Annotated in this window: 15 protein-coding genes; 8 read left to right on the forward strand and 7 right to left on the reverse strand. The window is 48.1% G+C overall.

Annotated features, from left to right (window positions below):
- Positions 1-67 precede the first annotated feature (67 nt).
- Positions 68-445, forward strand: coding sequence for an HIRAN domain-containing protein (locus F7D20_RS08710; protein ID WP_158463709.1), 378 nt, complete (start codon positions 68-70; stop codon positions 443-445).
- Positions 446-613: 168 nt separating this feature from the next.
- Here F7D20_RS08710 and F7D20_RS08715 read toward each other — a convergent pair whose 3' ends face one another.
- Both F7D20_RS08715 and F7D20_RS08720 read right to left on the reverse strand, forming a co-directional pair.
- On the reverse strand, positions 614-2,680 hold the full coding sequence (locus F7D20_RS08715) for a DUF262 domain-containing protein (protein WP_158463710.1): 2,067 nt from the start codon (positions 2,678-2,680) through the stop codon (positions 614-616).
- A 13-nt stretch (positions 2,681-2,693) separates the two neighbouring features.
- Positions 2,694-4,556 carry a DUF262 domain-containing protein gene (locus tag F7D20_RS08720; RefSeq protein WP_228114150.1) on the reverse strand — a complete coding sequence of 621 codons (1,863 nt, stop codon included), beginning with the start codon at positions 4,554-4,556 and terminating at the stop codon, positions 2,694-2,696.
- A 149-nt stretch (positions 4,557-4,705) separates the two neighbouring features.
- Between F7D20_RS08720 and F7D20_RS08725 the strand changes: the two genes are divergently transcribed.
- The 3 genes from F7D20_RS08725 to F7D20_RS08735 all read left to right on the forward strand — a co-directional run bounded on the left by F7D20_RS08725 (position 4,706) and on the right by F7D20_RS08735 (position 8,447).
- The gene (locus F7D20_RS08725; protein ID WP_158463711.1) at positions 4,706-5,644 is read left to right on the forward strand and encodes a helix-turn-helix transcriptional regulator; all 939 of its coding nucleotides are present in this window, start codon (positions 4,706-4,708) and stop codon (positions 5,642-5,644) included.
- 261 nt (positions 5,645-5,905) lie between these two features.
- A complete protein-coding gene (locus F7D20_RS08730; RefSeq protein WP_158463712.1) occupies positions 5,906-7,201 on the forward strand; it encodes an ATP-binding protein in 1,296 nt (431 codons plus the stop codon).
- A gap of 370 nt (positions 7,202-7,571) precedes the next feature.
- Entirely contained in the window at positions 7,572-8,447 is an 876-nt protein-coding gene (locus F7D20_RS08735) for a hypothetical protein (RefSeq protein ID WP_158463713.1), read from the forward strand.
- 90 nt (positions 8,448-8,537) lie between these two features.
- Here F7D20_RS08735 and F7D20_RS08740 read toward each other — a convergent pair whose 3' ends face one another.
- From F7D20_RS08740 to F7D20_RS13230, 3 genes are all read right to left on the reverse strand, one after another.
- Positions 8,538-10,727: a glutamine synthetase III family protein gene (locus F7D20_RS08740; protein WP_158463714.1), complete on the reverse strand. Its 2,190-nt coding sequence runs from the start codon at positions 10,725-10,727 to the stop codon at positions 8,538-8,540.
- 168 nt (positions 10,728-10,895) lie between these two features.
- Positions 10,896-11,642, reverse strand: coding sequence for a LytR/AlgR family response regulator transcription factor (locus tag F7D20_RS08745; RefSeq protein WP_158463715.1), 747 nt, complete (start codon positions 11,640-11,642; stop codon positions 10,896-10,898).
- 45 nt (positions 11,643-11,687) lie between these two features.
- A complete protein-coding gene (locus tag F7D20_RS13230; RefSeq protein WP_158463716.1) occupies positions 11,688-13,706 on the reverse strand; it encodes a histidine kinase in 2,019 nt (672 codons plus the stop codon).
- A gap of 452 nt (positions 13,707-14,158) precedes the next feature.
- Here F7D20_RS13230 and F7D20_RS08755 point away from each other — a divergent pair, with 452 nt between their 5' ends.
- Genes F7D20_RS08755 through F7D20_RS08765 form a run of 3 tightly spaced genes read left to right on the forward strand, consistent with a single transcriptional unit; the run spans position 14,159 to position 16,639 of the window.
- Complete coding sequence (locus F7D20_RS08755; RefSeq protein ID WP_228114151.1) at positions 14,159-15,001, forward strand: Cof-type HAD-IIB family hydrolase; 843 nt, start codon at positions 14,159-14,161, stop codon at positions 14,999-15,001.
- Positions 15,002-15,015: 14 nt separating this feature from the next.
- Positions 15,016-16,215: a threonine ammonia-lyase gene (gene ilvA, locus F7D20_RS08760; protein ID WP_158463717.1), complete on the forward strand. Its 1,200-nt coding sequence runs from the start codon at positions 15,016-15,018 to the stop codon at positions 16,213-16,215.
- Positions 16,216-16,264: 49 nt separating this feature from the next.
- Positions 16,265-16,639, forward strand: a complete 375-nt coding sequence (locus F7D20_RS08765; protein WP_022252684.1) for a RidA family protein — start codon at positions 16,265-16,267, stop codon at positions 16,637-16,639.
- Positions 16,640-16,772: 133 nt separating this feature from the next.
- Here F7D20_RS08765 and F7D20_RS08770 read toward each other — a convergent pair whose 3' ends face one another.
- Positions 16,773-19,781 carry a glycoside hydrolase family 2 protein gene (locus F7D20_RS08770; RefSeq protein WP_158463718.1) on the reverse strand — a complete coding sequence of 1,003 codons (3,009 nt, stop codon included), beginning with the start codon at positions 19,779-19,781 and terminating at the stop codon, positions 16,773-16,775.
- 58 nt (positions 19,782-19,839) lie between these two features.
- The gene (locus F7D20_RS08775; RefSeq protein WP_158463719.1) at positions 19,840-20,727 is read right to left on the reverse strand and encodes a DMT family transporter; all 888 of its coding nucleotides are present in this window, start codon (positions 20,725-20,727) and stop codon (positions 19,840-19,842) included.
- A gap of 85 nt (positions 20,728-20,812) precedes the next feature.
- Here F7D20_RS08775 and F7D20_RS08780 point away from each other — a divergent pair, with 85 nt between their 5' ends.
- Complete coding sequence (locus F7D20_RS08780; RefSeq protein WP_158463720.1) at positions 20,813-22,468, forward strand: RluA family pseudouridine synthase; 1,656 nt, start codon at positions 20,813-20,815, stop codon at positions 22,466-22,468.
- The last annotated feature ends 3 nt before the right edge of the window (positions 22,469-22,471 follow it).

The following is a 22,471-nucleotide window of genomic DNA, read 5'->3' on the forward strand; positions in this document are numbered from 1 at the left end:
TATTCACGCTGCATTTATATCGTATTAAACACTCGGTTATCCCGAATTGGGGTAAAATTGCAAAGTTATGAAGAAGAAAAAGTTATTTTTCAAGGAATGTCATCTCGCAGGTCGCCAATATCATGATGCCAATGAAGTTTGGGAAGAGTTGAAGGTCGGTACTCTGCTTGAATTACAAAGAGACCAAGAGAACCCATACGACAAGAATGCAGTCGCTGTGGTTTACTCAAAGGTGGCAGATAACAACGAGAAAGAGGAATATCTGCTAGGCTATCTTCCTCGCACTTCCAATACAGAGATTGCCCAATTATTGGAAATGGGGTGGGCATCTATCTTTGAATGCCGCATCAGCAAAATCAACGAAGATGCCCATTACGAGAACCAAATTCGCTTAACCATTCGCATCAAGCAAAACCAACAAGCACAGAATTGTGTCGAAAGCTAACCCTAATATCGAGTCAGGTCGTAGGGACCTGTATGGTGCGACGTGGCCTTGACCTTTCTGTGCTTACCTACAAAGGGACAGGATACGCCGCTCACACGTCGGTCTTCGGATGCAGGCTTCGGGAGATTTCCTGTCCCTTATTTACGAAATAATCAGCAGCTTATACTATTAGCTTTTCATGACGATTTTAAGCATTCTTTCTTGATGCTCATTCATATCATCCACATTCCATTCCAAACCAAAAGGACGTTTAGCCGTCTCATTCTTAATCCCATCATCATAATTGTCTTGACATATTTGCAACATGATTCTGAACTTTAGAGATGCTGTACTTACTTGATTTGACTTTGAATCCAAATAACGGTTTTTCTTATCAATTGGATTCCAGTCTGAACCGGAACTATTAGCATCGGAACCTATCATGGCAAAGTTTCCAAAACAATTGATGTCTTCTGAGCTGACAGGTTTATCGCTACCAGCCTTAGCCTGAGGATAATAATGTTCAAGGCTCTTACGAGTTCGAGAGAAATAGAAGTTATTAAATACCTCTAATTCAAAATCACTACATCCCAAATCTTGGAAGAATCCGATACGTTTTGCATCTCCTTTCTTAGCTTTTTCTCCACGTAGCTCCTCCGCATACTTTCTCCATATTTTATAGTCTGTATAATCAAACACATAGAGAGGTATATTGGGCGCTCCCTTAGGATAGATGCGATTAAAGTCTCGTTCTACATTTTCCAGTTCTACATTCAGATGTCCATTTCGTATCATCGTGTCATCAAAGCTATTAGGCTTTGGCTGGTTTCTTTCATTGAGTTTTTCCGCATTCAGATACACATCAAAGAAATACTTATCAGCCAAATCTCTCATAAAGACGAGATAATCACTAATATTATCGCTCTCAAACAAATGATACAGACAATAAAACAGGTAGTTCTTGCGTTGCTTCGCCGTAAAAGTTACCTCGAACATAGATAGCAACTGTACCAGTTCTGCCTGCACAGGTTTGTCTTCCGACAAATCCTTCAGATAGATAGCATTTCCATTTTTATAGTAACGCTGCAACTTCCACGGATTTTCAGAAATACGGTCCTCACCGAGCGTATGATGAACCACATAATTATCCAAGAAATACTTAGCCTTCAACAGATTATAAGCAAACCGCTTTACGAAATCAGCCGTAATGGTAATCTTCTCAAACTCATTAAGCAGTTCCTTGTCATCAAGAGATAATTTCAAAGGATCAAATCCTTGTTCCTTCATCCTCGTAATCTTCAACACAATCAAGAGGAAATTAGGAAAGTCTATGATTGGTTGAAATCTATCATTTTCATCTAACGTCGTACTCTGGGGCACTGGCTTAACAGGAGTATTCAACAACTCTGCAATTGTTTTTCTACCCAAAGAATTACCTGCATTAGCTGGCATATCGGCAAATGCATCAAACGACTCTAAGACGAAACTATCCATGTTCTCACCAAAAACAGTTTTCATATCAGACATTTTTTGCTGAACGTAGAAGCACATATCACTACATGCTTCCCAGATATGGCTGAACTTCTCCATTGAGGTATTATCCCCGATAAATTGCTTACTCAATTTTGCCTTAACAATCTCATGCTTCTCCAGCTGTTCGCCACGAGAGTTCATCACCTCAAAATAATGGTTCAAATCCACATCCTTCGGCACTCGATAATGTATGATATGGACATGATTCAAGAAATACTCTTTGAATTTATCCACATCAGTTTGAGCCATACCAACAATCTCATTCAATCCTGCTTTTGCAGACTCGAAACCATTCTTGATACCAAGGTCAGGCATCTCACCAAGGTCAGGCATCTTGCCAAGGTCATCTTTCTCTCCACGCCCTGATAATGCCTCTATCGTCGAAGCAGAAGCTTTTCGTGCCGAATAAGTCAAGCTATTATAAATGTTCTGCACTCCCAAAGCTCTAAGTATGAGGAAAATCGTAGTCAAACGTTGTTGACCATCTATCACCTCATATTTGTTCTCATCACGCTTATAAGTAACAAGAGTCCCTATGTAATAAACCGTTTTGCCCACATCCATAGAATCATGGACATCTTTTATCAAAGCACAGATTTCATCTCGTTCCCACGCATAGTTACGCTGGTAGACAGGAATTTCGTATGTAATAGGTGCTCCATGATTATCACAATAGATTTCCCTGATAGAACACTCTTTCAAAATACTTTTCAAATCTTTCATTGTCTTCTACTATTTATAAAAAACGATTAACTTTAAAGAAATGGAGATAATTCAGATAGACTCCATCGCCATCATGCCCATCCAAATTCTCGGCATGTGTTCTGCCATTCTTTTTTCCATCCTTTAAGTCGCTATCAGACAAAGGAGTTAGCTTATCTGCCAACACGCTGAGTAATGTAGTGGGAGTATCCTGCCTAACTATCAACTTGTACATATTAAATGAATTCTTCAAATTCTCATTAGTTTCCATAATGAAATTCTGAGCAGAAAGCCATCCCAAATTTGTATATTGCGCTCTAAGCGAATAAGCCCAAACAAAGGCATAAACGACAAATTGCTCAAACAGCTCCATATCTTCTTTGGTTGGATATGACTCCGGACAAAACCTATCTACATACAGGAGTACCGAGGTATCAAACAGCAACCGGGCAATACCATTGCCTTTTCCCTTCTTGAAATAGCGATCCAATGTCTTCACTATAATATTGTCGTTGATATAGAACCCCTCGTACTTACTATTATCTTGAATGTCCTTTAGTATGGCATAATAATGCTTCGTATATTCAAAGAAAGGTTTGCCTGCTATAATTGGAGCGTCCAATTGAAATGCATTGATATTGCGAGTTCCAGAAACGAATGGCATAGCAGAAGAATTTACCATATCTGCATAACAATAAGCACTCTTATAGAATTGAGCATAAGGAGTCCGTGCAGAACGAGTAATCCCCTTGAACATGTGGATATTACGTTCATCCAACACTTCTGCCCTATTGCCATTTACCCATTCTTTGATACGATACAGATAGTTTCCGAAAAAATCTGCCAAACCACTTTGAGATATTTGTTCCCATCCCTTGACGATTCTTTCAACCTCATTCTCCTCTATACCAATCATTTCACGTAAATGATAAGCTTTCAGCAAATCATGTGGATATAGAGCTTTGCCACGAGCATTCTGAGAGTCAAAGAACTGAAAGGCTTCAGAAACGTCAGATGTGACAACAACAATAAGTTCACATCTACTCTCAACAAATTCTTCCAGTCTTCTACACTCTCGTTCCTTTACATAATAGTCTTCTTTCTGTTGTTGGCTTTCTTTCAAATCAGGTTTGCTGACGCGTCGTTCCAATGCTCGATAATTATTGGATATATTACGGGCATTATACTCATTATCATATAATTCTTGCTGGAGAAAAGCTATATCGTTCTTCCCCAAAGCCCTTAGCAACAAAGAAAACGTAATGATTCTCTGCAATCCATCAACTATATCATACGAGCCTTGGCTTGATGCTCGATGAAGAATCAGAGTACCTACCCTATAACTTTCTTTATTGTCATTCATCGCTTCGATAATATCATCAAGCAACTGTATTGCATTACGAGCAGTCCACTTATATGGACGCTGATAGATCGGAATCGACAGATTCACACCATTAATGGGTTCCCCGCCATTCGAAATCGTTTGACGAAGAAGCAAATCACCAATAGTAGTTATAGACAACGTAAGTTTATCCTTTTGGGATTGTTGTTCTACTGATTGTTGTTCAACTGATTGTTGTTCAACTGATTGTTGCTCAACTATATGTATTTGCGAATTATCGTCTTTCGCCCTATTGATAATGATAGTATTCTCTATGGTATCTCCCATCGTCCAATACTTATATCCATCAATATGAAGATAGGGGAAATTATATTTCCACCATTGTTGTGGAACACCAAATTCTCTTTGTGACTGCACAAAAAAGACGAATTCCTCATCAGACAAGGCACATTTATTCCTCACAATGTACTCATGAGGACACGTTGGCATTGTCTTGGCAAAAGTCCATTGGCATTTACCTATCAAACGGCGTAGTTTTACTTCATCATAGTTCATATTTTATGAATTTATTTGTTATGTCGGCACAAAGATAAGAAAAACTTGTATCAAATTATAGGACAAGTTCTTTTTTAAAGAAAAATGTATCATAAATCAATAAAAACGCAAAAATCTCGTTACTTAATGTAGATAAAATCGTATATAACATGAGAACTCAAGCGAAATTCAAAGAATACATTTGGTTGGTAAACACCATCAATAAAGCCCGAGCTATTTCTTTTGCAGATATTCAAAAGAAATGGCTTGAAACGGACATGAGCGAAGGAATAGAATTGGCTCGTTCAACCTTCAATCGACACAAAGATGCCATAGAAGACATTTTTGGCATATATATCGAGTGCAACAGAAAAAACGGATATAAATATTCTATTGGAAATCCTGAAGCATTAGAGTCTGACTCCATACAAAACTGGATGTTAGCCACACTTGCATCCAATAATATTATTAGCGAATGTGTATCGCTTCAAGATAGGATTGTGCTTGAAACTGTACCCTATGAAGGCGAAAACCTCAAACTAATCCTTGATGCCATGAAACGAAATATCAAGATAACCATTCTTTACAAGAGGTATGGCAATACAGATGCCAAAAGCTATACTATCGAGCCATATTGCATAAAATTGCATAAGCAACGTTGGTATGTATTGGGGCACTTCCATTATACAGAAGCAGAATCCCAAGAAGTAAAGGATTACTATGCCCTATTCTCACTTGACAGAATCAAAAGCATAGAATCCACAGATACCAAATTTGAGATAACTCAAGACTTCAACGCTCAAGATTACTTCAAGGAATATTACGGAGTGCTGATTGGCGACGGAACTACTGTTGAACGAATTAAATTTAGAGCTTACGATTACGAACAGTACCGGGTAAAAGACTTACCTCTCCATGCAACTCAAAAAGCTATCGCAAAAGGCGACAACTATATGGATTTCGAAATTACCATGCGCCCTACCGTAGATTTCTTTGGATATTTAATGAGCCGGGGAAGCCAATTGAGAATCCTCTCACCAGAATGGTTGGCTGAACAGATACACGACTTACATCGAGATGCAATGAGAATGTATGAAAAAACAGAATAGTAACTATCCAAGTTTCATACATATTTTTCGGATTAGAGCATTTTAAAGCAAATTATTTCTCGGATTTGGTTAGATAGCACAAAGGTAGTACAATGTTTTGAAATAGAAAAGAGATTTTAGATAAAAACAGAAACTTTCCTTTTTAAAAGGAAATAATTGCCGATTTCTTTCCTTTTTAGAAGGAAAGTTTGTGTCTTTGCAACCGAGTGTAGGAATCTACATATTAACAATAAAATAATCAGTAATAAAGAAGGTACACAAATGGAACTACGCAGCACATTTCAGTCAATCATTTCCTTGCACCAAGAGGAATTACCTTTTGCCTTGCAAGAGAGAAGCACCCAACTTCCGTTGGATGGAAACCGCATCGTGACTGTTACTGGCATTCGCCGTTGCGGAAAGTCATCATTATTGGGACTTACGATTAATCGCCTGCTACAACAAGGAATTCCAAAAGAGCGCATCCTCTATGTAGGTTTCGACGATGAACGTTTTCTCTCCATGTCGCCCGAAAACTTCGATGAATTACTGCAAGCTTATCGTGAAATGTATCCTGACACATCGCTTAAGGATGTTTATATGTTTTTTGATGAGATACAACTCATAGAGGGCTGGGAACTCTTTGTTCTCCGGGTGTATAAGAATTATTGCAAGCATATCTATGTAACAGGTAGCACAGCCAAGATGCTTTCAGAAGAAATGGCTTCCGCTTTGCGAGGATGGCCTGACGAATATCGCGAGTATCCTTTGAGTTTCAAGGAATATTTGGCGTTCAAAGGCATCAAGGCAAATCCATTTAGCGAAGCTGGCAAGGCAAAGATGGCGGTCTCCTTCCGCGGTTATTGCGAGGAGGGCGGTTTTCCAGAGGTTGTTCTCGAAAAAAGCAAGATAGAAAAAGTCAAAATCCTGCAGTCTTACTTCAACACCATGCTCTTCAGGGATATGGTGGAGCATTATCATATCGGAGCTTCTCCTTCGGTGGTGCGTTATTTCTTAAAGCGTGTGATGAACAAACTCACGAAGCCGACCAGCGTGAACAATATTTATAACGACTTGAAATCGCAAGGCTTAAAGGTCTCCAAGGATTCCCTCTATCTGTGGCTCGACTATGCTTGCAACATTTTCATGTTTCGCAAAGTGGAAAAATACGATAAGTCGATGGTAAAACAGCGTTCTGCTCCTGCCAAGTATTATGTGGCAGACATTGCCCTGCGCAATGCCGTATTATTGCCTGAGAGCGAAGATGCAGGCAAGGCTTTGGAGAATATCGTTTATCTCAACTTGGAGAGAACGCTTGGAGAAGAGGACGGGATATTCTACTTCTATGAATCGAAGGAATGCGACTTCGTTGTGAAAAAGGGCGAGCATGTAGCTGAGCTGATACAAGTCTGCTGGACATTGAATGATGATAACGTAGAACGAGAGATAGGAGGCTTGATAGCTGCCTCCTCCGTTACAGGCTGCAAACAGGGAAAAATCATCACTTTCTCCCAACGAGAGACCTTCGAACGAGACGGAATAAGGATTGAGGTTATGCCGATATGGGAGATGGAATAGGAAAAGGGGCTTTTCTGGGACAGCTGCCAGTACCGAGCAGCAACACACCCTGCCTGAAGGGCAGAAGCTCTTAGCCCTGGGCGTTTCGAGACCGACACACCGCACGAGCTGGCAGCCCGAGGCTCGCTCTCATTGTTCATCGAGCATAACGGCATATATAGATACTTTTTTATTTTTTAATGCTATTTTTAGATAAATATTTATAAAATCGGTGTAAATTATATTAAATAAATCGGTTTTAAAAGGTTTAAATAGTAATTTCTTATTAATAATTCTTATTTTTGAAGCATGTACCGAAAAAGTTTCGATACTTTTTAATAACCTAAAACTTAAGATAATGAATCTAAAGTTTTCAATTAACAGCCTATTCATGGCTATTGCACTATTAGTTAGTGCCGGTTGTACAACCGAAAACGGTGATGGTAATGAATCATCCCATGTAGCGAACCAGCAAGTTAGCTTGTCGTTTTACCAAGTGACCATGCAGTCATTGGAGAATTCTCAGGCAAAGACTCGAGCAGACGAAAGCAGTACGAGTACTGCTTTGAAGAACAGCCCGTTTACTTACTTGGATATTTCTCTGATCCCTACCAATGGCACGGGCAAAACTATCGTCTTCAGACAGGTGAAGGCTGAAATGGCAGACAACTTCGGTCATGTCAGTATGCAGGTTCCTATGGGTGAATATGATATGGTAGCTGTAGCCAGTAAGAATGCCGATGTGAAGATTAATTCTGTGACGGAGGTTGTCTTCCCCAACAAGGTGACAGACATGGCGGCTGTTTGCCAGAAGATAATGGTAAAGGAAGGAAACAATACTTTTAATTGTAATATGAAACGTTCTGTGGCTAAGTTTACCATTGAAAATACTGGTGCCACGACGGATGTGGTGAAGAATATGAAGTTCCGCATTTCGGGTAACTGCAGCAACAAATGGAATCCTACGACAGGTCTGGCGGCTGACGTGAGCGTGGTGACTCCGACAATCGCGATGAGCAATACTTATTCCCGGTTTAACGCTTATGTCTTCCTAAGCTCGGCGGAGGAGGAGAATATCAAGGTGGATGTGGAGATGCTGGACTCGGAGGGTACGCTGCTGAAGAGTCTGTCCTTTGAGAACGTTCATCTGAAAACCAACTATGTGACGAAATACACCACCGGCGATCTCTTCGGTGTGTCGAACTCGGCTGACTTCACTTTCTCTAATGCTGAGTTTATGGACTCTGGCACTGGTAAGAACTTTTAGAATGGCGGTGGCTTCCCTATAAGATAAAAGGCTGGCTTCGAAATGAAGTCAGCCTTTTTATGAATATGTTGTGTGCTTATTCTTAATACATCAGCGGATAAATAGCAGCTCGCGATACTTTGGCAGTGTCCAGAGTTCATCGGCTACGAGAAGCTCGAGTTTGTCGATCTGATAACGGATTTCCTCCATCTTAGGCGCCACGGTGTCGTGATAAGCCACTGCCTTCTCGCGCTCGCTCTCTATTCTGTTGGCCACTTTGCGGGCATTCACCAGTGCCTCAACTCCAGTCTCTATGGTCTGCGTGCGCTCGGCTATCTCGCGGATAATCTTCACATTGCGAGCGGTGAGTTTCTTGCCTTCCTCTCCGCCGAAGATATTGATCATGCCCTCTACATTCTTTGCCAGACGGCTCTGGTAGTGGGTTGCCACAGGAATGATGTGGTTCATCGAGAGGTCGCCCATCACACGGGCCTCTATCTGAATCTTCTTGGTGTAGATTTCCCATTTCACCTCGTTGCGCGCCTTCAGCTCACTCTCGCTCATCACATTGGTCTTGGCGAACATGTCGATGCTTTCCTTGTCGAGATAACGGTCGAAGACAACGGGGCTGGACGCCTCGCAGTCGAGTCCGCGCTTCTGAGCTTCTTCCTTCCACTCGTCGCTGTAGCCATTGCCGTCGAAGCGGATGGGCTTGCAGGTCTTGATATCCTCGCGCACTACGTCGATGATGGCGGAAGTCTTGTCCTCGCCTGCCTCGATGAGTGCATCAACTCTTGTCTTGAAGTTCTGCAGCGCCTCGGCTACAGCTGCATTCAGCACGATGAGCGACGATGCACAGTTGGCCTCGCTGCCTACGGCACGGAACTCGAATCGGTTGCCGGTGAAGGCGAATGGAGAGGTGCGGTTGCGGTCGGTATTGTCGATCATCAACTCAGGAATCTCCGGAATGTCGAGCTCCACACCCTTCTTGCCTGCCAGGGCAAAGAGTTCTTCCTTGTCGGCTTTCTCGATATGATCGAGCAGGTCGGTGAGCTGCTTGCCTAAGAAAGATGAGATGATGGCTGGAGGAGCCTCGTTGGCACCCAGTCGGTGCGCATTGGTGGCACTCATGATGGAGGCCTTGAGCAGACCGTTGTGCTTGTACACGCCCATCAGGGTTTCCACGATGAAGACGACAAAGCGCAGATTGTCCTCGGGAGTCTTGCCTGCAGCATGGAGCAGCACACCTGTATCGGTACAGAGACTCCAGTTGTTGTGCTTGCCCGAGCCGTTGACACCGGCAAATGGCTTTTCATGCAACAGTACTCGGAAGCTGTGCTTGTGAGCCACACGCTTCATCAAGCTCATCAACAGCATGTTGTGGTCGACAGCGAGGTTGCACTCCTCATAGATAGGAGCCAGCTCAAACTGGTTTGGCGCCACTTCGTTATGGCGTGTCTTGCAGGGAATACCCAGCTCGAGAGCATGGATTTCCAGGTCTTTCATGAACGCTTGCACACGCTCTGGAATGGTGCCGAAGTAATGGTCGTCCATCTGCTGGTTTTTGGCAGAGTCGTGCCCCATAAGGGTTCGCCCAGTAAGCATCAGGTCGGGGCGTGCCGAGTAGAGACTTTCGTCCACAAGGAAATATTCCTGTTCCCATCCCAGGTTGGTCTGCACCTTCTTGACCTGTGGATAGAAGTAATGGCACACGTCGGTAGCCGCCTCACTCAGTGTGTGGAGCGAACGCAGCAACGGAGCCTTGTAGTCGAGAGCCTCGCCAGTGTAAGAGATAAAGATGGTAGGAATGCACAGTGTGTCGTCGATGATGAAGACCGGCGATGTTGGATCCCATGCCGAATAGCCACGCGCCTCGAAGGTGTTGCGAATACCTCCGTTGGGGAATGAACTGGCATCAGGTTCCTGCTGTACGAGCAGTTTTCCGGAGAACTCTTCTATCATGCCGCCCTTTCCGTCGTGCTCTACGAAGGCGTCGTGCTTTTCAGCTGTTCCCTCCGTGAGGGGCTGAAACCAGTGCGTATAGTGTGTTACCCCGTTTTCCTCTGCCCATAGCTTCATGCCGGCTGCCACAGAGTCGGCGATGGAACGATCCAGTCGAGTACCGTTGTCTATCACGTCGATGAGTTTCTCGTACACATCGGATGGAAGATACTTGTACATCTTCTGGCGGTTGAATACATACTTGGCGAAATACTCCGAAGGTCTTGTCTTGGGAGCATCCACCTCTACAGGTCTTTTCTTGAAGGCCTCGGCTACAACCTCAAATCTCAAATTAGCCATTCTTTTATTGTTTGTTTAAAGTTTGCGGTGCAAAATTACAAAATTCTTGGCAAATGGCTAACATATTGACGATTTTTTATAATAAAATCGCACAAAACTGCTCATAATAGTAGTTTTTGGCACAAAACAGCTCACGATAGTGATTTTTCACACAATGACGGGGGTTGTCTACAGACTGCTGAACCTCTCTATGAGTTTGCGCCGATAGAACCGCCCCACCTTTACATGAGTGAGCGTTTCGAAGGGTGGATAGAAATGGCACACGTTGTCGACCACCTCGATGAGATAGTTCATATTGATGATGCATCGCTGGCTCACCTGCACAAACTGGCTGTCGAAATCGAGCAGTTCCTCGCTCTTCAGTGTGCGCTTCAGCCTCACCGGAGTCTTGCATCCTGCCACCACAGCCTCCCAGCACCGCACCTCATGGTTGTACTGAAAGAGGCACACGTCGCGCTTGTCCACGAGCCGAAAGTCTACGGTGTTGGTATAGAGCAGAAACTTGTCGTCGCTCTTCTTGCCGTCCTGCATTTCCTTCTTGCCGTCGCTTGCGGCTGTCACTTTCTGCAGTCTGCCCATTACCGTTGCCAGTTCTTTCCCGTCTATGGGCTTGAGCAGTACATCGAAGGCTTTTTTGCGGAAGGCAGGCTGCACAAACTCATCATAGGCGGTGTACATCACCACACGGCAGCGTCCATGCGTGAAGATGTCGACACGGTCGAGGAAGTCGAGCCCCGAGATGTCGGGCAGCTGTACGTCGAGGAATATCAGGTCGGGCTGATGCTCGCTCACCATAGTGAGTCCGTCGAATCCGTTGTAGGCGATGCCTGCCACGCTGACCTCGTCGTAATCTGCGAGATGCTCTGCCAGGCTTCGGGCTGCATCCTTGTTGTCGTCGATAATGATTGTTTTCATGAGCTGTATGTGATGTTGGTTTTTGTTTTCTTTTACTTTCGGGGTTTAGAAATCCAGTCGGAAGTCGTCTGGCACCATGATGACAGCCTCACATCCACGGGCGTTACCCGCCTCGTCTTTCCTGTTGGTCATGGCGAAGGACATCTTGCTTCTGTTGCGCTCATTCACGATGGCTATGGTCTGCGTGATGATGCTGAGCCCCGTGCGCTTGCTGCGTCCCACGCTTCGTATATCGAAACCGGGTCCGTTGTCGCATACGGCTATCCGTATCATCTTCTGCCTGCGCTCCACGCTGATGTCGAGTTGCTTGTGTCCTTCCCATCCTCTGAGTCCGTGCACAAAGGCATTCTCTACCAGTATCTGCACAAACATGGAGGGTATCTTCACCTTATTTATATATACATCGGGAGCGATATGAATATGAAAGTCGAAGTCATCGCTCAGCAACTGCTGTTCTACCTTCACATACTGGTTCACGAAGTCGAGTTCATCGCCCAGGGTTACAGCCAGCTGGCACGAGATGTCGAGGTTGGCTCTGATGAGTCGGGTAAGCTCCTGCAGTTCGTGTGCTTCCTGCTGTTCGGAGTGTACAATCTTATTGTTGAGCACATTGAACACAAAGTGGGGCGAGATGCGGTTGCGTGCGCTTCCCAGCCTCAGTTTCATGATGTTCATCTTCGTCTGCAGGTCGCGCTTTCGCGTACGCAATATCCACAGTGCGAATATCAGTGCCAGCACCAATGCAGCCGACACGACGGCAAAGGTTGTGGCATGCGCCTGCTGTATGTCGACATTCTTTCGTTCGAGTTCCAGGGAATGATGCAGCTTCAGTGTGTCCTGCGTGAATCGCTCCATGATTTCCGAGGCCCGCATATTGATGCGGTTGTGCTCCAAGGAGTCGTTCTTCCTCATGTCCTCTCTCAGGTTGTCGTAAGCCATGCGGTAGTTGCCCGTCGACTCATAGTAGCGCCGCAGGTAATTGTTGCGCACCTGTCTCATCGTAAAGGCGATGTTGGCTGTGTCAATTCCCTTCTCCGTGTCGAGGACCGACTTCACTTCTGCCATGTTGCCACGCTTCACCGCCAGGCCTATACGTATGGTGTTGCAGTAGTAGGTGATCAGCGCATCGTTGGTGCGGCTGGCAAAGGGCTCCACTTCGTCAAGATAATGAGCTGTGGAGTCGAGGCGATTGAGGTTCAGATACACATCCGCCAGGTTTACCTTGCAGATGAACATATCGAAATTGTCCTGCATGTGATGTTTCTCCAACAGGCTTTTCAGGGCGACGAACTTCCGGAGCGATGCCTCGTAGTCCTTGGCGTAATAATAGTAGTTGCCATAGTTGTTCAGAAAATAAGCCTGCATTCCCACCGACATGGATTTCATGCAAGCCTCCGTCTGCTGATAGTAGCGCAGCGATGTTTTCCAGTCGTTGAGTTGCTGATAGATGGTGGCAAGACCCATGTAGAGCGTCACGTTGTCTTGCTTGGGCAGCTCGAGCGAATCCACCAGGAAGAGTGCTCTTCTGTACCACGCGGCAGCCTCTACGCGGCGATTCTTGAAGAGATAGGCGTCAGCCAGATTGGCACACACCAGTGGGCGCTGACTCTGCAGATTACTCTCCCCCAACAGCGAGTCGGCACGATGATAGAGCCTGATCACCTCGTCGGGGTCTTTGTGGAAGTTGTGCAGGTTGACAGCCTGGCAATTATAAGCATAAGCCAACAAAGCGTTGCACCTCGACGATGAGGGTTGTCTCTTGGCAAAGTTGATTGTCGCCTTCAGATAAGGTGCCATGGAGTCGGGAGTGGCAGAAAGACAGTACATCTTGCCCATCCTTACATAGCATTCATAGTAAGCGATGCTGTCGGGCGCCTCAGCCATAGCCTTGAGAATCATCTGTCGGGCTTGCGGCGACTTGGCACCTATTGAGTCCTCAAGCTGCTGCAACAGGAGCTGCCCGGCATCGGGCACAGCCTTTCCTTCCTGCCGACTACAAGCCGCCACAAACAGCAAGCACAGGCTCACTGTCGCCAAGATCATGTACTTCAGATATGTTTTCACTACTTTTTTATTCCAAATAATCTGCTGCGAAATTAATCATTTTTTTTGAAACGACAAAGCCTTGACTACAAACTTTCTTTGCTTTTATCTTCTAACTTACGATTATTTTTTACCACATAGGCACGTTTTCCGACAGCATAAGCACTCCTTGCACCCATTTAGACACGATGTGAGTTTTTCTGTGTTTGCACTTTCATAAGAAATGCTTAACTTTGCCAAACAAGATATTTTGCCTAATGACACGACGGTGTCATAACATCATCAGGAAAATTATGTCTGTTAAACCCCTTTTCTGACAAAGGTTGGCGCTCCTCTCACATTCTTATGTCGAGGGAGCGTTTTTTTGTATGTTTGACAGAAGTTCCCTCATTTGCGAAACTTCAATAAAAATAAACGAATTTATTTTGTATTGTCTTCGTTTTGCACTACCTTTGCAAGCAAAAAGACAAGATATGGACAAACAGCAAAACAGAAATCAGGCACACTTGCCCTACCGCATCATCGCACTCGACTTAGACGGAACTCTCACCAACCACGACAAGGTGATAACTCCCAAAACACGTGAAGTGCTACTCAAGGCACAGCACGAGGGTGCCATCGTGGTGCTGGCTTCGGGAAGACCGACCTATGGCATCGTGCCGCTTGCCAACGAGCTGAAGCTCGACACACATGGCGGTTTCATCCTGGCTTACAACGGTGGAAAAATCGTGGACTGGGGCACACAGCAGGAATGCTTCGCACAGCACCTGCCGCCATCTGCCATCCCCGTCATCTACGAATACGCCAAGCGGAAGGGACATGCTCTGTTGGGCTACGCCGGAAACGAGATCGTGACGGAAATGCCCGACGACCCTTACGTGAAGGAGGAGTCGCGCATCAACAAGATGAACATCAGACGTGTGGACAACCTGCTGATGCACTTGGAGCCTAACCCCACCAAACTGCTCATGACGGGAGAACCGACAACGATGATCGTTGCCGAGGAGGAACTGGCTGAACAGCTGGGCGACAAGATGGATGTGTTCAGATCGGCGCCTTTCTTCCTGGAACTGGTGCCGAAGGGCATCGACAAGGCGCAGTCGCTGTTGAGACTGTTGGCTAAAGTGAACCTCACGCCTGCGGATATGATTGCCTTCGGCGACGGATACAACGACCTGAGTATGCTGCGATTGGCGGGAATGGGTGTGGCCATGGCGAATGCTGCGCCAGAGGTGAGAGCCGACGCCGACTACGTAACGCTGTCGAACGAGGAGGACGGTGTAGCTGTGGCGATAGAGAGGTTTTTGAATATTTAATGAAATAATATAATATGTTACAGCTGGACAATTTCTACAAGGCTCGCTTCGTGCTGAGCAAAGTGATTAGAAAGACTGAGCTGGTTCACACTCCGCGAATCAACCCAGAGAGTGATGTGTTTCTGAAGCCGGAATGTCTGCAGAAGACGGGATCGTTTAAGATTCGTGGTGCTTACTACAAGATTTCGCAACTCACTCCAGAAGAGAAGGCAAAGGGTGTGATAGCCTGTTCGGCGGGCAACCATGCCCAGGGTGTGGCGCTCGGTGCTACTGCCATGGGTGTGAAGAGCCTGATATGTCTGCCCGAGGGCGCTCCTATATCGAAGGTGGAGGCTACCAAGCGATTGGGCGCTGAGGTGTGTCTGGTGCCGGGAGTCTACGATGATGCTTATCAGAGGGCACTGGAGCTGCGCGACGAGCACGGCTACACCTTTGTACATCCTTTCGACGACGAGAACGTGATTGCTGGTCAGGGGACGATTGGCCTGGAGATTCTGGACCAGCTGCCCGAGGTGGAGGCTGTCGTGGTGCCTGTGGGCGGCGGCGGACTGATTTCGGGTGTGGCGTTTGCCATCAAGTCGCTCAACCCGAATGTCAAGATTTATGGTGTGCAGGCTGAGGGTGCTGCCAGCATGGTGCAGAGTCTGCACGACCACAAGCAGGAGAAACTGCCCTCGGTGGCAACTGTGGCCGACGGCATCGCTGTGAAGGAGCCTGGCAAGCTGACTTTTGAGACTTGCTCGAAATACGTAGACGAGATTGTGACGGTGAGCGAGGACGAGATCTGTGCTGCCATCCTGAAACTGATAGAGAGCGAGAAGATGGTGGCTGAGGGCGCCGGTGCTGCCAGTGTGGCTGCCGTGATGTACAACAAGGTGCCGGTGAAGGGCAAGAAGACTATCTGTATCGTGAGCGGCGGTAACATCGATGTGACGATTCTAAACCGTGTGATTACGCGTGGTCTTGCCAAGAGCGGACGCCTATGCACCATCGAGATGGAGCTCGACGACAAACCGGGCGAACTGGTGGAAGTGTGCTCGGTGATAGCAAGCTTGGGTGGAAACATCACAGGTGTGCACCATGACCGTTCTGCCAACCGCCAGAAGGTGAACTCGTGTGTGCTGCGTCTCACCATGGAGACCCGTGATGCTGATCACGTGAAGGAAATCAAGGGGGCGCTCGAAGAAAAGGGCTTCCACCTGTATATTGTTTAAAAGTAAAAAGGTAAAAAAGTAAAAAATAAAAAATTAAAAGGTAAAAATTATGAACGCAATTCACACAGACAACGCGCCTGCTGCTATAGGACCTTATAGCCAGGCTATTGAAGTTAATGGTTTCGTATTTGCATCGGGTCAGATTCCTATCGACCCTGCAACGGGTAATTTCGTAGAGGGTGGCATCAAGGAGCAGACCCGCCAGGCGCTCACCAACGCGCAGAACATCCTGAAGGCTGCCGGCACCGACCTCGCCCACGTGGTGAAGACTACTGTCTATTTGGACAGCATGGACGATTTTGCAGCCATGAACGAGGTTTACGCCGAGTTCTTCAGCCAGCCTTTCCCTGCCCGCTCTGCCGTAGCTGTAGAGAAGTTGCCCAAGGGGGCCTTGGTAGAGGTTGAGGTATTGGCAGCGAAGTAAGCAGACCTTATCATCGTAACGGAAGTTAATTTATCTTCTTCCGTTACGATTTTTTTATTATCATAAAAAATCATACCATCTGCACGAGATGGTATGATTCACACTAACACTTAGGCGTATAAAAAGCACCATGCTACTGGGCCTGCTGGCTACTCTTTCCAGAGGCGTAACGCAGCATGTTGAGTAAGAGCTGGCGGCCTACGGCGTCGGCTTTGTTCATGCCTTGCGTGTTGAAAGTATTCATCGATTCGTTCATACCGTCGAGGTCCACCTTCTTGTTATAGGCGGCTGTGCCACGCAGACAGGCAGGAATGTCGAGCGTGGTGATGAGCACGCGTCCTCTGCCTACGGCTATCTCGGAGAGGGCTGAATACACCTCCTTGCGATGGTCGGACACACAGCCTACGAGCACCTCGCCATTCATGTCGCGCAGACCGACGCGGCGGCGGTTATAGGCGGCAAAGCACTGATACTCCCAGTTGAACACACAGTCGGTGGGCAAGCCCTCGAAGATGGGGTGTGACCGGCAGAAGAAGTTGCCTCCGTACCAGGAGCGCCCCAACTGCTTGAAGCCCCGGTAATCCATGAGCTCCTTATCGCTGAGCAGGTCGGCCCAGCGCAGGGGATTGTCGACGATGACTACCGTGTGGCCTGTGCTTGCCCATTCGAGGATGTCGCTGTAGCCACTGCCGAACTGGGTTGGCTCAAAGGCTCCCACAATCATGAAATCGCCCTGCGGACGACCAGCCTTATAGTCTGTAGTCTGTATGCCCTGACTCTTGAGATAGGCGGCGAGCACTCCTGTGGTATCTGCCACCACGCACGTGCCCTCTATGCTCTTGGCGTTCATGGCCACGGCATAGATGCGGTCGCTGCCTGCTGCCACGGTGCGGCCCTGCTGCACCAACTTGGCGTCGACGCTGACATAGCCAGAGCCTGTCACCTTCCACTGCCATCCGGTCATCAGGTTCTCGCCATACACTACACCACCACTCACCTTCACCTTGCGCTTGGTCTGAGCCAAGAGGCGCCCTTTGGCATCACGGGCGGTCAACACCAACTGTGCCGTGCCGTGTACGTTCTTTCGATTGACGATGTACACATCGGTGGTGGTGGTATCGTCTACAGCCAGCACCTTATTGGTCAGCTTTACTGCCAGGTAGAGAGGGCGGTTGTAACGGGCAATGAGGTCGGCGTCGCCCTTCAGGTTGCGGTAGTTGTCGACGATGCCCGAGTGGTTCTCCAATTTCATTGATTCCCATCCGTTGACGGCGTAGGCATCGACGGTGTTGCTGATGTGTATATTCTCTATCACTCGTCCCTGATAGTAGTAAGCCACGTTGCCCATCTGTCTGGTCAGACTGTCGACACAGGGGAAGGCTTTGCTGAAGCCACGCTGGCGCAGGAACTGATCGTAGGCATCGTACCAGGCGAGGTAGTCTTTGGCTTCCCATCCTGTGGTGCGTCCGGTGCGCAAAATCTCATCGCGTATCAGCTGCAGGCGTGGTGGTGTGCCGATGGCTCCCTCCTCGCCCCAATATACGATCTCGCCCTTGTTGGCGGAGTAGCGCAGATAGTTGTCCTTACCTTTATATATATAGTCGTGATAGACACCGGGGCCTCCGGCATGATGGTTGTCCCACCACCCTACGTTGTAGAAAGTGGTATCGTTGGGCATCAGGTGCAGCTTGAAGTGATCGTCGGGCTCTCCTTCGGGGTTCTTGCCGTTGCACGAGTTGTAGGTCAGGATGCGCGAAGGATCCAGTCGGTGTCCCATCTGCATCTCACGTCGGTCTTCAGCCTGCGGAGACGCTCCGCGCTCGTTGTGCAAGTTGTAGATGACGAGCGATGGGTGCGAACGGTCGCGGCGAATCATGCGTGCCAGCTTCTCGTTGCGATAATCGAAGTAGAACTTGGTATAGAGAGTTCCGTCATCAAACTTGCCTGCGGGATACTGGTTTCCACCAGGCTCCTCGAAATAGAGCAGTCCCAGTTCGTCAGCGGCATCGAGTACATCGGTGTTGCCGATGGTGCGGTGAAAGTTGAGCATCGTCATGCCCAGTTGTTTGGCGTCACGCACCTGCTTGTAGGCCAGTTCCCTGGACGGCGTGATGCCGTTGTCGGGCCAGAAGCTCCACGATATGGCGGTCACGAGGGTGATGCGCTTGCCGTTGAGGTAGAACTGCTTGTCGCCCTTCACCGTGCGCACCTCGAACCAACGGAAGCCAAAACGCTTCTTCACCTCGTCGTTGCCCAACCTCAAGGTCAGTTCGTACAGGTTGGGGGCGTCGACACTCCACAGTCTGGCCTGTGGCAATGACGCCTCGATGGTTTTCTCGGCTGTGGTCATCTGGTCGTTATGACGCCATACCACCTTCTGGCTGCCACGCTCCCTCAACTCCATCACCAACGGAGTGTCGGCAGTAAGTCCTCCTGCCGCAACATGAACCTTCACGACAGAGGGGACAGGGGTGTTCTCGACAAACACGTCGTCGATGTACGTTCTGTCGGTGGCACACAGATGCACACGACCCGTGATGCCGCCAAAACCATGCGAGGGATTGGTGAGATAGTTGCCCCACGCATAGCACTGCGAGTCTTTCCAGTTGAAGTTTCCGTTAGGGTCGGTGATGCGGATGGCGACATCGTTCTTCTGACCCAGCTTGACGTATGGGGTGATGTCGATAGAGAAAGGGGTACTGTTGACGAGGTCGTAACCTGCAAGCTGGTGGTTGACGAACACCTCGGCGCGAAAGCGTACGGCATCAAACTGCAAGGTGATGCGCTTGCCTGTCCAGTTGGCAGGCACGTCTACCGAGGTGTTGAACCACGATACGCCCACATAGTTTCCTGTCACACCGTAGGTCTGTCCGTTCCATCCCCACAGCTCTCCCTCGACAGTGGCAGGCAGCTGAACGTTGCGCTTCTGGGGAGCGTCGAGCAACTGCCATCCTCCTGTGGGCTGATGAACGGGGAGCGCAGCAACATTGACGGGCGAAACATACAGTTCGTCGCTGTTCCATTGAGCCTGGGTGTCGAGCGTAATGTTCCACCCTAACGAAGAAAGGTCGACCGACTCTCGTGCCATCGACTGCAGCGATACCACAGCCAAGGCCAATAATAGTTTGTTCTTGATTAACATAGAGATTAAGTTTTTAAGTTTTAAAATAAAGAGGTGTAAATGCTAAATAAGTTTATTTTTATTCTGTCTTCCTGTCGGCTGTGTACATACCTATGAGGATGCAGGCAGCACCTGCGAGGAAGTAGGGAGTGATTTTCTCGCCCAGTACCCAGGAGGCAAAGATCATGGTGGAGATGGGGTTGAAATAAACCCAGTTGGTGGCTTTGACGGCTCCCAACTTGGAGATGCACCAGTTCCACGTGAGGAAACACGCCATGGAAGCCAGACAGCCCAGGAAGAGCAGGTTGGCAAGTACCACGGGATGCGTGAGCACCTCCGGGGAGGGAAGACCTGGCACCACGGCATAATAGGGCAGAATGGTGAGTACGCCATAGAAGAACACCTTTCGCGTGATGAATGCGGCACTGTACTTGTCGGACATCGACTTCATGAGCAGCGAATAGACAGCCCAGCACATACAGGCTGTGAAAGCCAACGCATCGCCCACGGGAGAGAGATGGAGCACGAAACGGCCGTTGAGCACCACGATGACCATGCCAACAAATGCCAACAGCGAACCCATCAGTTGAACCACATGAATGTGCGAGGAGCGATAGACGAGCCTCACCAACAAGGTGGCGAAAAGAGGACACGAGCAGACGATGAGCGAGGTGTTGGTGGCGGTGGTGAAGTTCATCGCCTCGTTCTCGCTCAGAAAGTAGAGTGAGCCGCCCGTAATGCCCAACAGCATCATCCTGCCCTCATCACGCCACGACGAGGCGAAGAGCCGACGGTGGTTGAAACACAGCATCAGCACATAAGCCATGAAGAAACGAAGGGTGAATATCTGGGCTGGCGAAAGGCCATGAAGCATCAGCACCTTGGTGGAGACAAAGGTGGTTCCCCATATCGCCACAGTGATGAAGGCGACAAGATGATAGAAAAATGTACTGTTATGTTGTGTCATCGTGATTTAATAAAAACTAATGCAAAGATAATGCAAAATTCTGAATGAGCGAAAAGAATATAAAAAAATATCGTATCTTTGCAGCATGAAATTTCATCCAATACATATAGACCCAGCCTCGGGCATCCGGTTGCCCGAGAGAATGAACAATCCGTTCTGTTATGAGCCGCACCCTCTCTGCATCATGGCCTGCAAGGAGCTGCAGGAGGAAATCGCCCAGCGTGACGACTGGCGCGAGGAGATAGACCGTGGCAAGATGTTCGGCGTGCTGATCGTGGAAAAGCCCCGGAAGGACGGCGAAGCGACTGAGCCACAGACAGGCTATATAGCTGCCTACAGCGGACAGATAGGTGGCCGGAGCGACTGGAGTGGCTTTGTGCCTGCCGTATTCGACTATCTGAAGCCCGACGGATATTTCAAAAAGCACGAGAGCGACATCTCGGACATCAACGTCGCCATACACGATCTGCAGAACGATGAGCGGATGAAACAGATAAAGACGGAAATCGACACCCTGAAAGCCCGCTGGCAGCGCGACATCGACGCCTATCAGCTACAGATGAAGGCTGCCAAAGCACAGCGCGACGCCCGACGCAAGGCGGGCAACCTGAGCGAGGAGGAAAAGGCAGAAATGGTGAGGGAGAGCCAGTTTATGAAAGCCCAGCTGAGAAGACTCAAGAAAGAACGGGACAGGAAGACCGACATCGAGGAGGAATACGACAGAAACCAGAAAACCATCAGGTATCTGAAACAACTGCGCAAAGAACTCTCCGACTCACTGCAACGATGGCTGTTTAGCAAGTTCTGTATGCTCAACCCACAGGGCGAACGCAAGAACCTCTTGGAGATTTTCAAGGACACGGCAGCCAAGATTCCACCGGCTGGCAGCGGAGAATGCTGCGAGCCCAAGCTGCTGCAGTATGCCTACAGCTACGGTTATCGTCCGCTGCAAATGGCCATGTTCTGGTGGGGAGAAAGTCCGAAGGAAGAAATACGCCATCACCTGAACTTCTATCCTGCTTGCAACGGCAAGTGCAAGCCCATCCTGCAATGGATGCTGCCCGAGGCCACCTGTACGCGGACGGAAGAATACAAGGCGGAGCTGAAGACTATCTACGAAGATGAGCAGATAGCCGTAATATGCAAGCCGGCAGGAATGTTGTCGGTTCCAGGAAAGAACGGAGCCGAGTCGGTGTATTCCATCATGCGGAGCAGAATGCCCGAGGCCACAGGACCGCTCATCGTTCATCGGCTCGACATGTCGACCAGCGGACTGATGGTGATTGCTAAGACCGAGTTTGCCTATCATCGTCTGCAGCAGCAGTTTGCAGCCCGACAGGTGGAGAAGCGGTATGTCGCCGTCGTGGGTTGCCAGGACAAGGCAGCAGCCGACCGTATGGCGCAGGAAGGAACCATCAGTCTGCCTCTGATGCCCGACTACATGGACCGTCCACGCCAGATAGTGAGTCATGAGCATGGCAAGGAGGCAGTCACCGAATATCGGGTGCTCGCCCGCATCGACGACACACACCTGCGCCTCGCCCTCTGGCCCAAGACTGGCCGTACACATCAGCTACGCGTACACTGTGCCCACAGCGAGGGGCTCCATGCCCCCATCGTGGGCGATCCGCTTTATGGCAATGAACCGGCACAGCGACTCATGCTGCACGCCGAATCCATCAGTTTTGAGCATCCGCTGACAGGCAAGAAAATTTGTTTGGAAGAAACGATTAGTATTTAATTC

Source organism: Segatella copri, from assembly GCF_009495355.1.
Classification (GTDB): domain Bacteria; phylum Bacteroidota; class Bacteroidia; order Bacteroidales; family Bacteroidaceae; genus Prevotella.

Coding starts and splice junctions, on each gene's coding strand:
- F7D20_RS08730 (WP_158463712.1), top strand. CDS start 5,906: ATGGAACTACGCAGCACATTTCAGTCAATCATTTCCTTGCACCAAGAG.
- F7D20_RS08720 (WP_228114150.1), bottom strand. CDS start 4,556: ATGAACTATGATGAAGTAAAACTACGCCGTTTGATAGGTAAATGCCAA.
- ilvA (WP_158463717.1), top strand. CDS start 15,016: ATGTTACAGCTGGACAATTTCTACAAGGCTCGCTTCGTGCTGAGCAAA.
- F7D20_RS08710 (WP_158463709.1), top strand. CDS start 68: ATGAAGAAGAAAAAGTTATTTTTCAAGGAATGTCATCTCGCAGGTCGC.
- F7D20_RS08725 (WP_158463711.1), top strand. CDS start 4,706: ATGAGAACTCAAGCGAAATTCAAAGAATACATTTGGTTGGTAAACACC.
- F7D20_RS08775 (WP_158463719.1), bottom strand. CDS start 20,727: ATGACACAACATAACAGTACATTTTTCTATCATCTTGTCGCCTTCATC.
- F7D20_RS08765 (WP_022252684.1), top strand. CDS start 16,265: ATGAACGCAATTCACACAGACAACGCGCCTGCTGCTATAGGACCTTAT.
- F7D20_RS08745 (WP_158463715.1), bottom strand. CDS start 11,642: ATGAAAACAATCATTATCGACGACAACAAGGATGCAGCCCGAAGCCTG.
- F7D20_RS08755 (WP_228114151.1), top strand. CDS start 14,159: ATGGACAAACAGCAAAACAGAAATCAGGCACACTTGCCCTACCGCATC.
- F7D20_RS08735 (WP_158463713.1), top strand. CDS start 7,572: ATGGCTATTGCACTATTAGTTAGTGCCGGTTGTACAACCGAAAACGGT.
- F7D20_RS08770 (WP_158463718.1), bottom strand. CDS start 19,781: ATGTTAATCAAGAACAAACTATTATTGGCCTTGGCTGTGGTATCGCTG.
- F7D20_RS08780 (WP_158463720.1), top strand. CDS start 20,813: ATGAAATTTCATCCAATACATATAGACCCAGCCTCGGGCATCCGGTTG.
- F7D20_RS08715 (WP_158463710.1), bottom strand. CDS start 2,680: ATGAAAGATTTGAAAAGTATTTTGAAAGAGTGTTCTATCAGGGAAATC.
- F7D20_RS08740 (WP_158463714.1), bottom strand. CDS start 10,727: ATGGCTAATTTGAGATTTGAGGTTGTAGCCGAGGCCTTCAAGAAAAGA.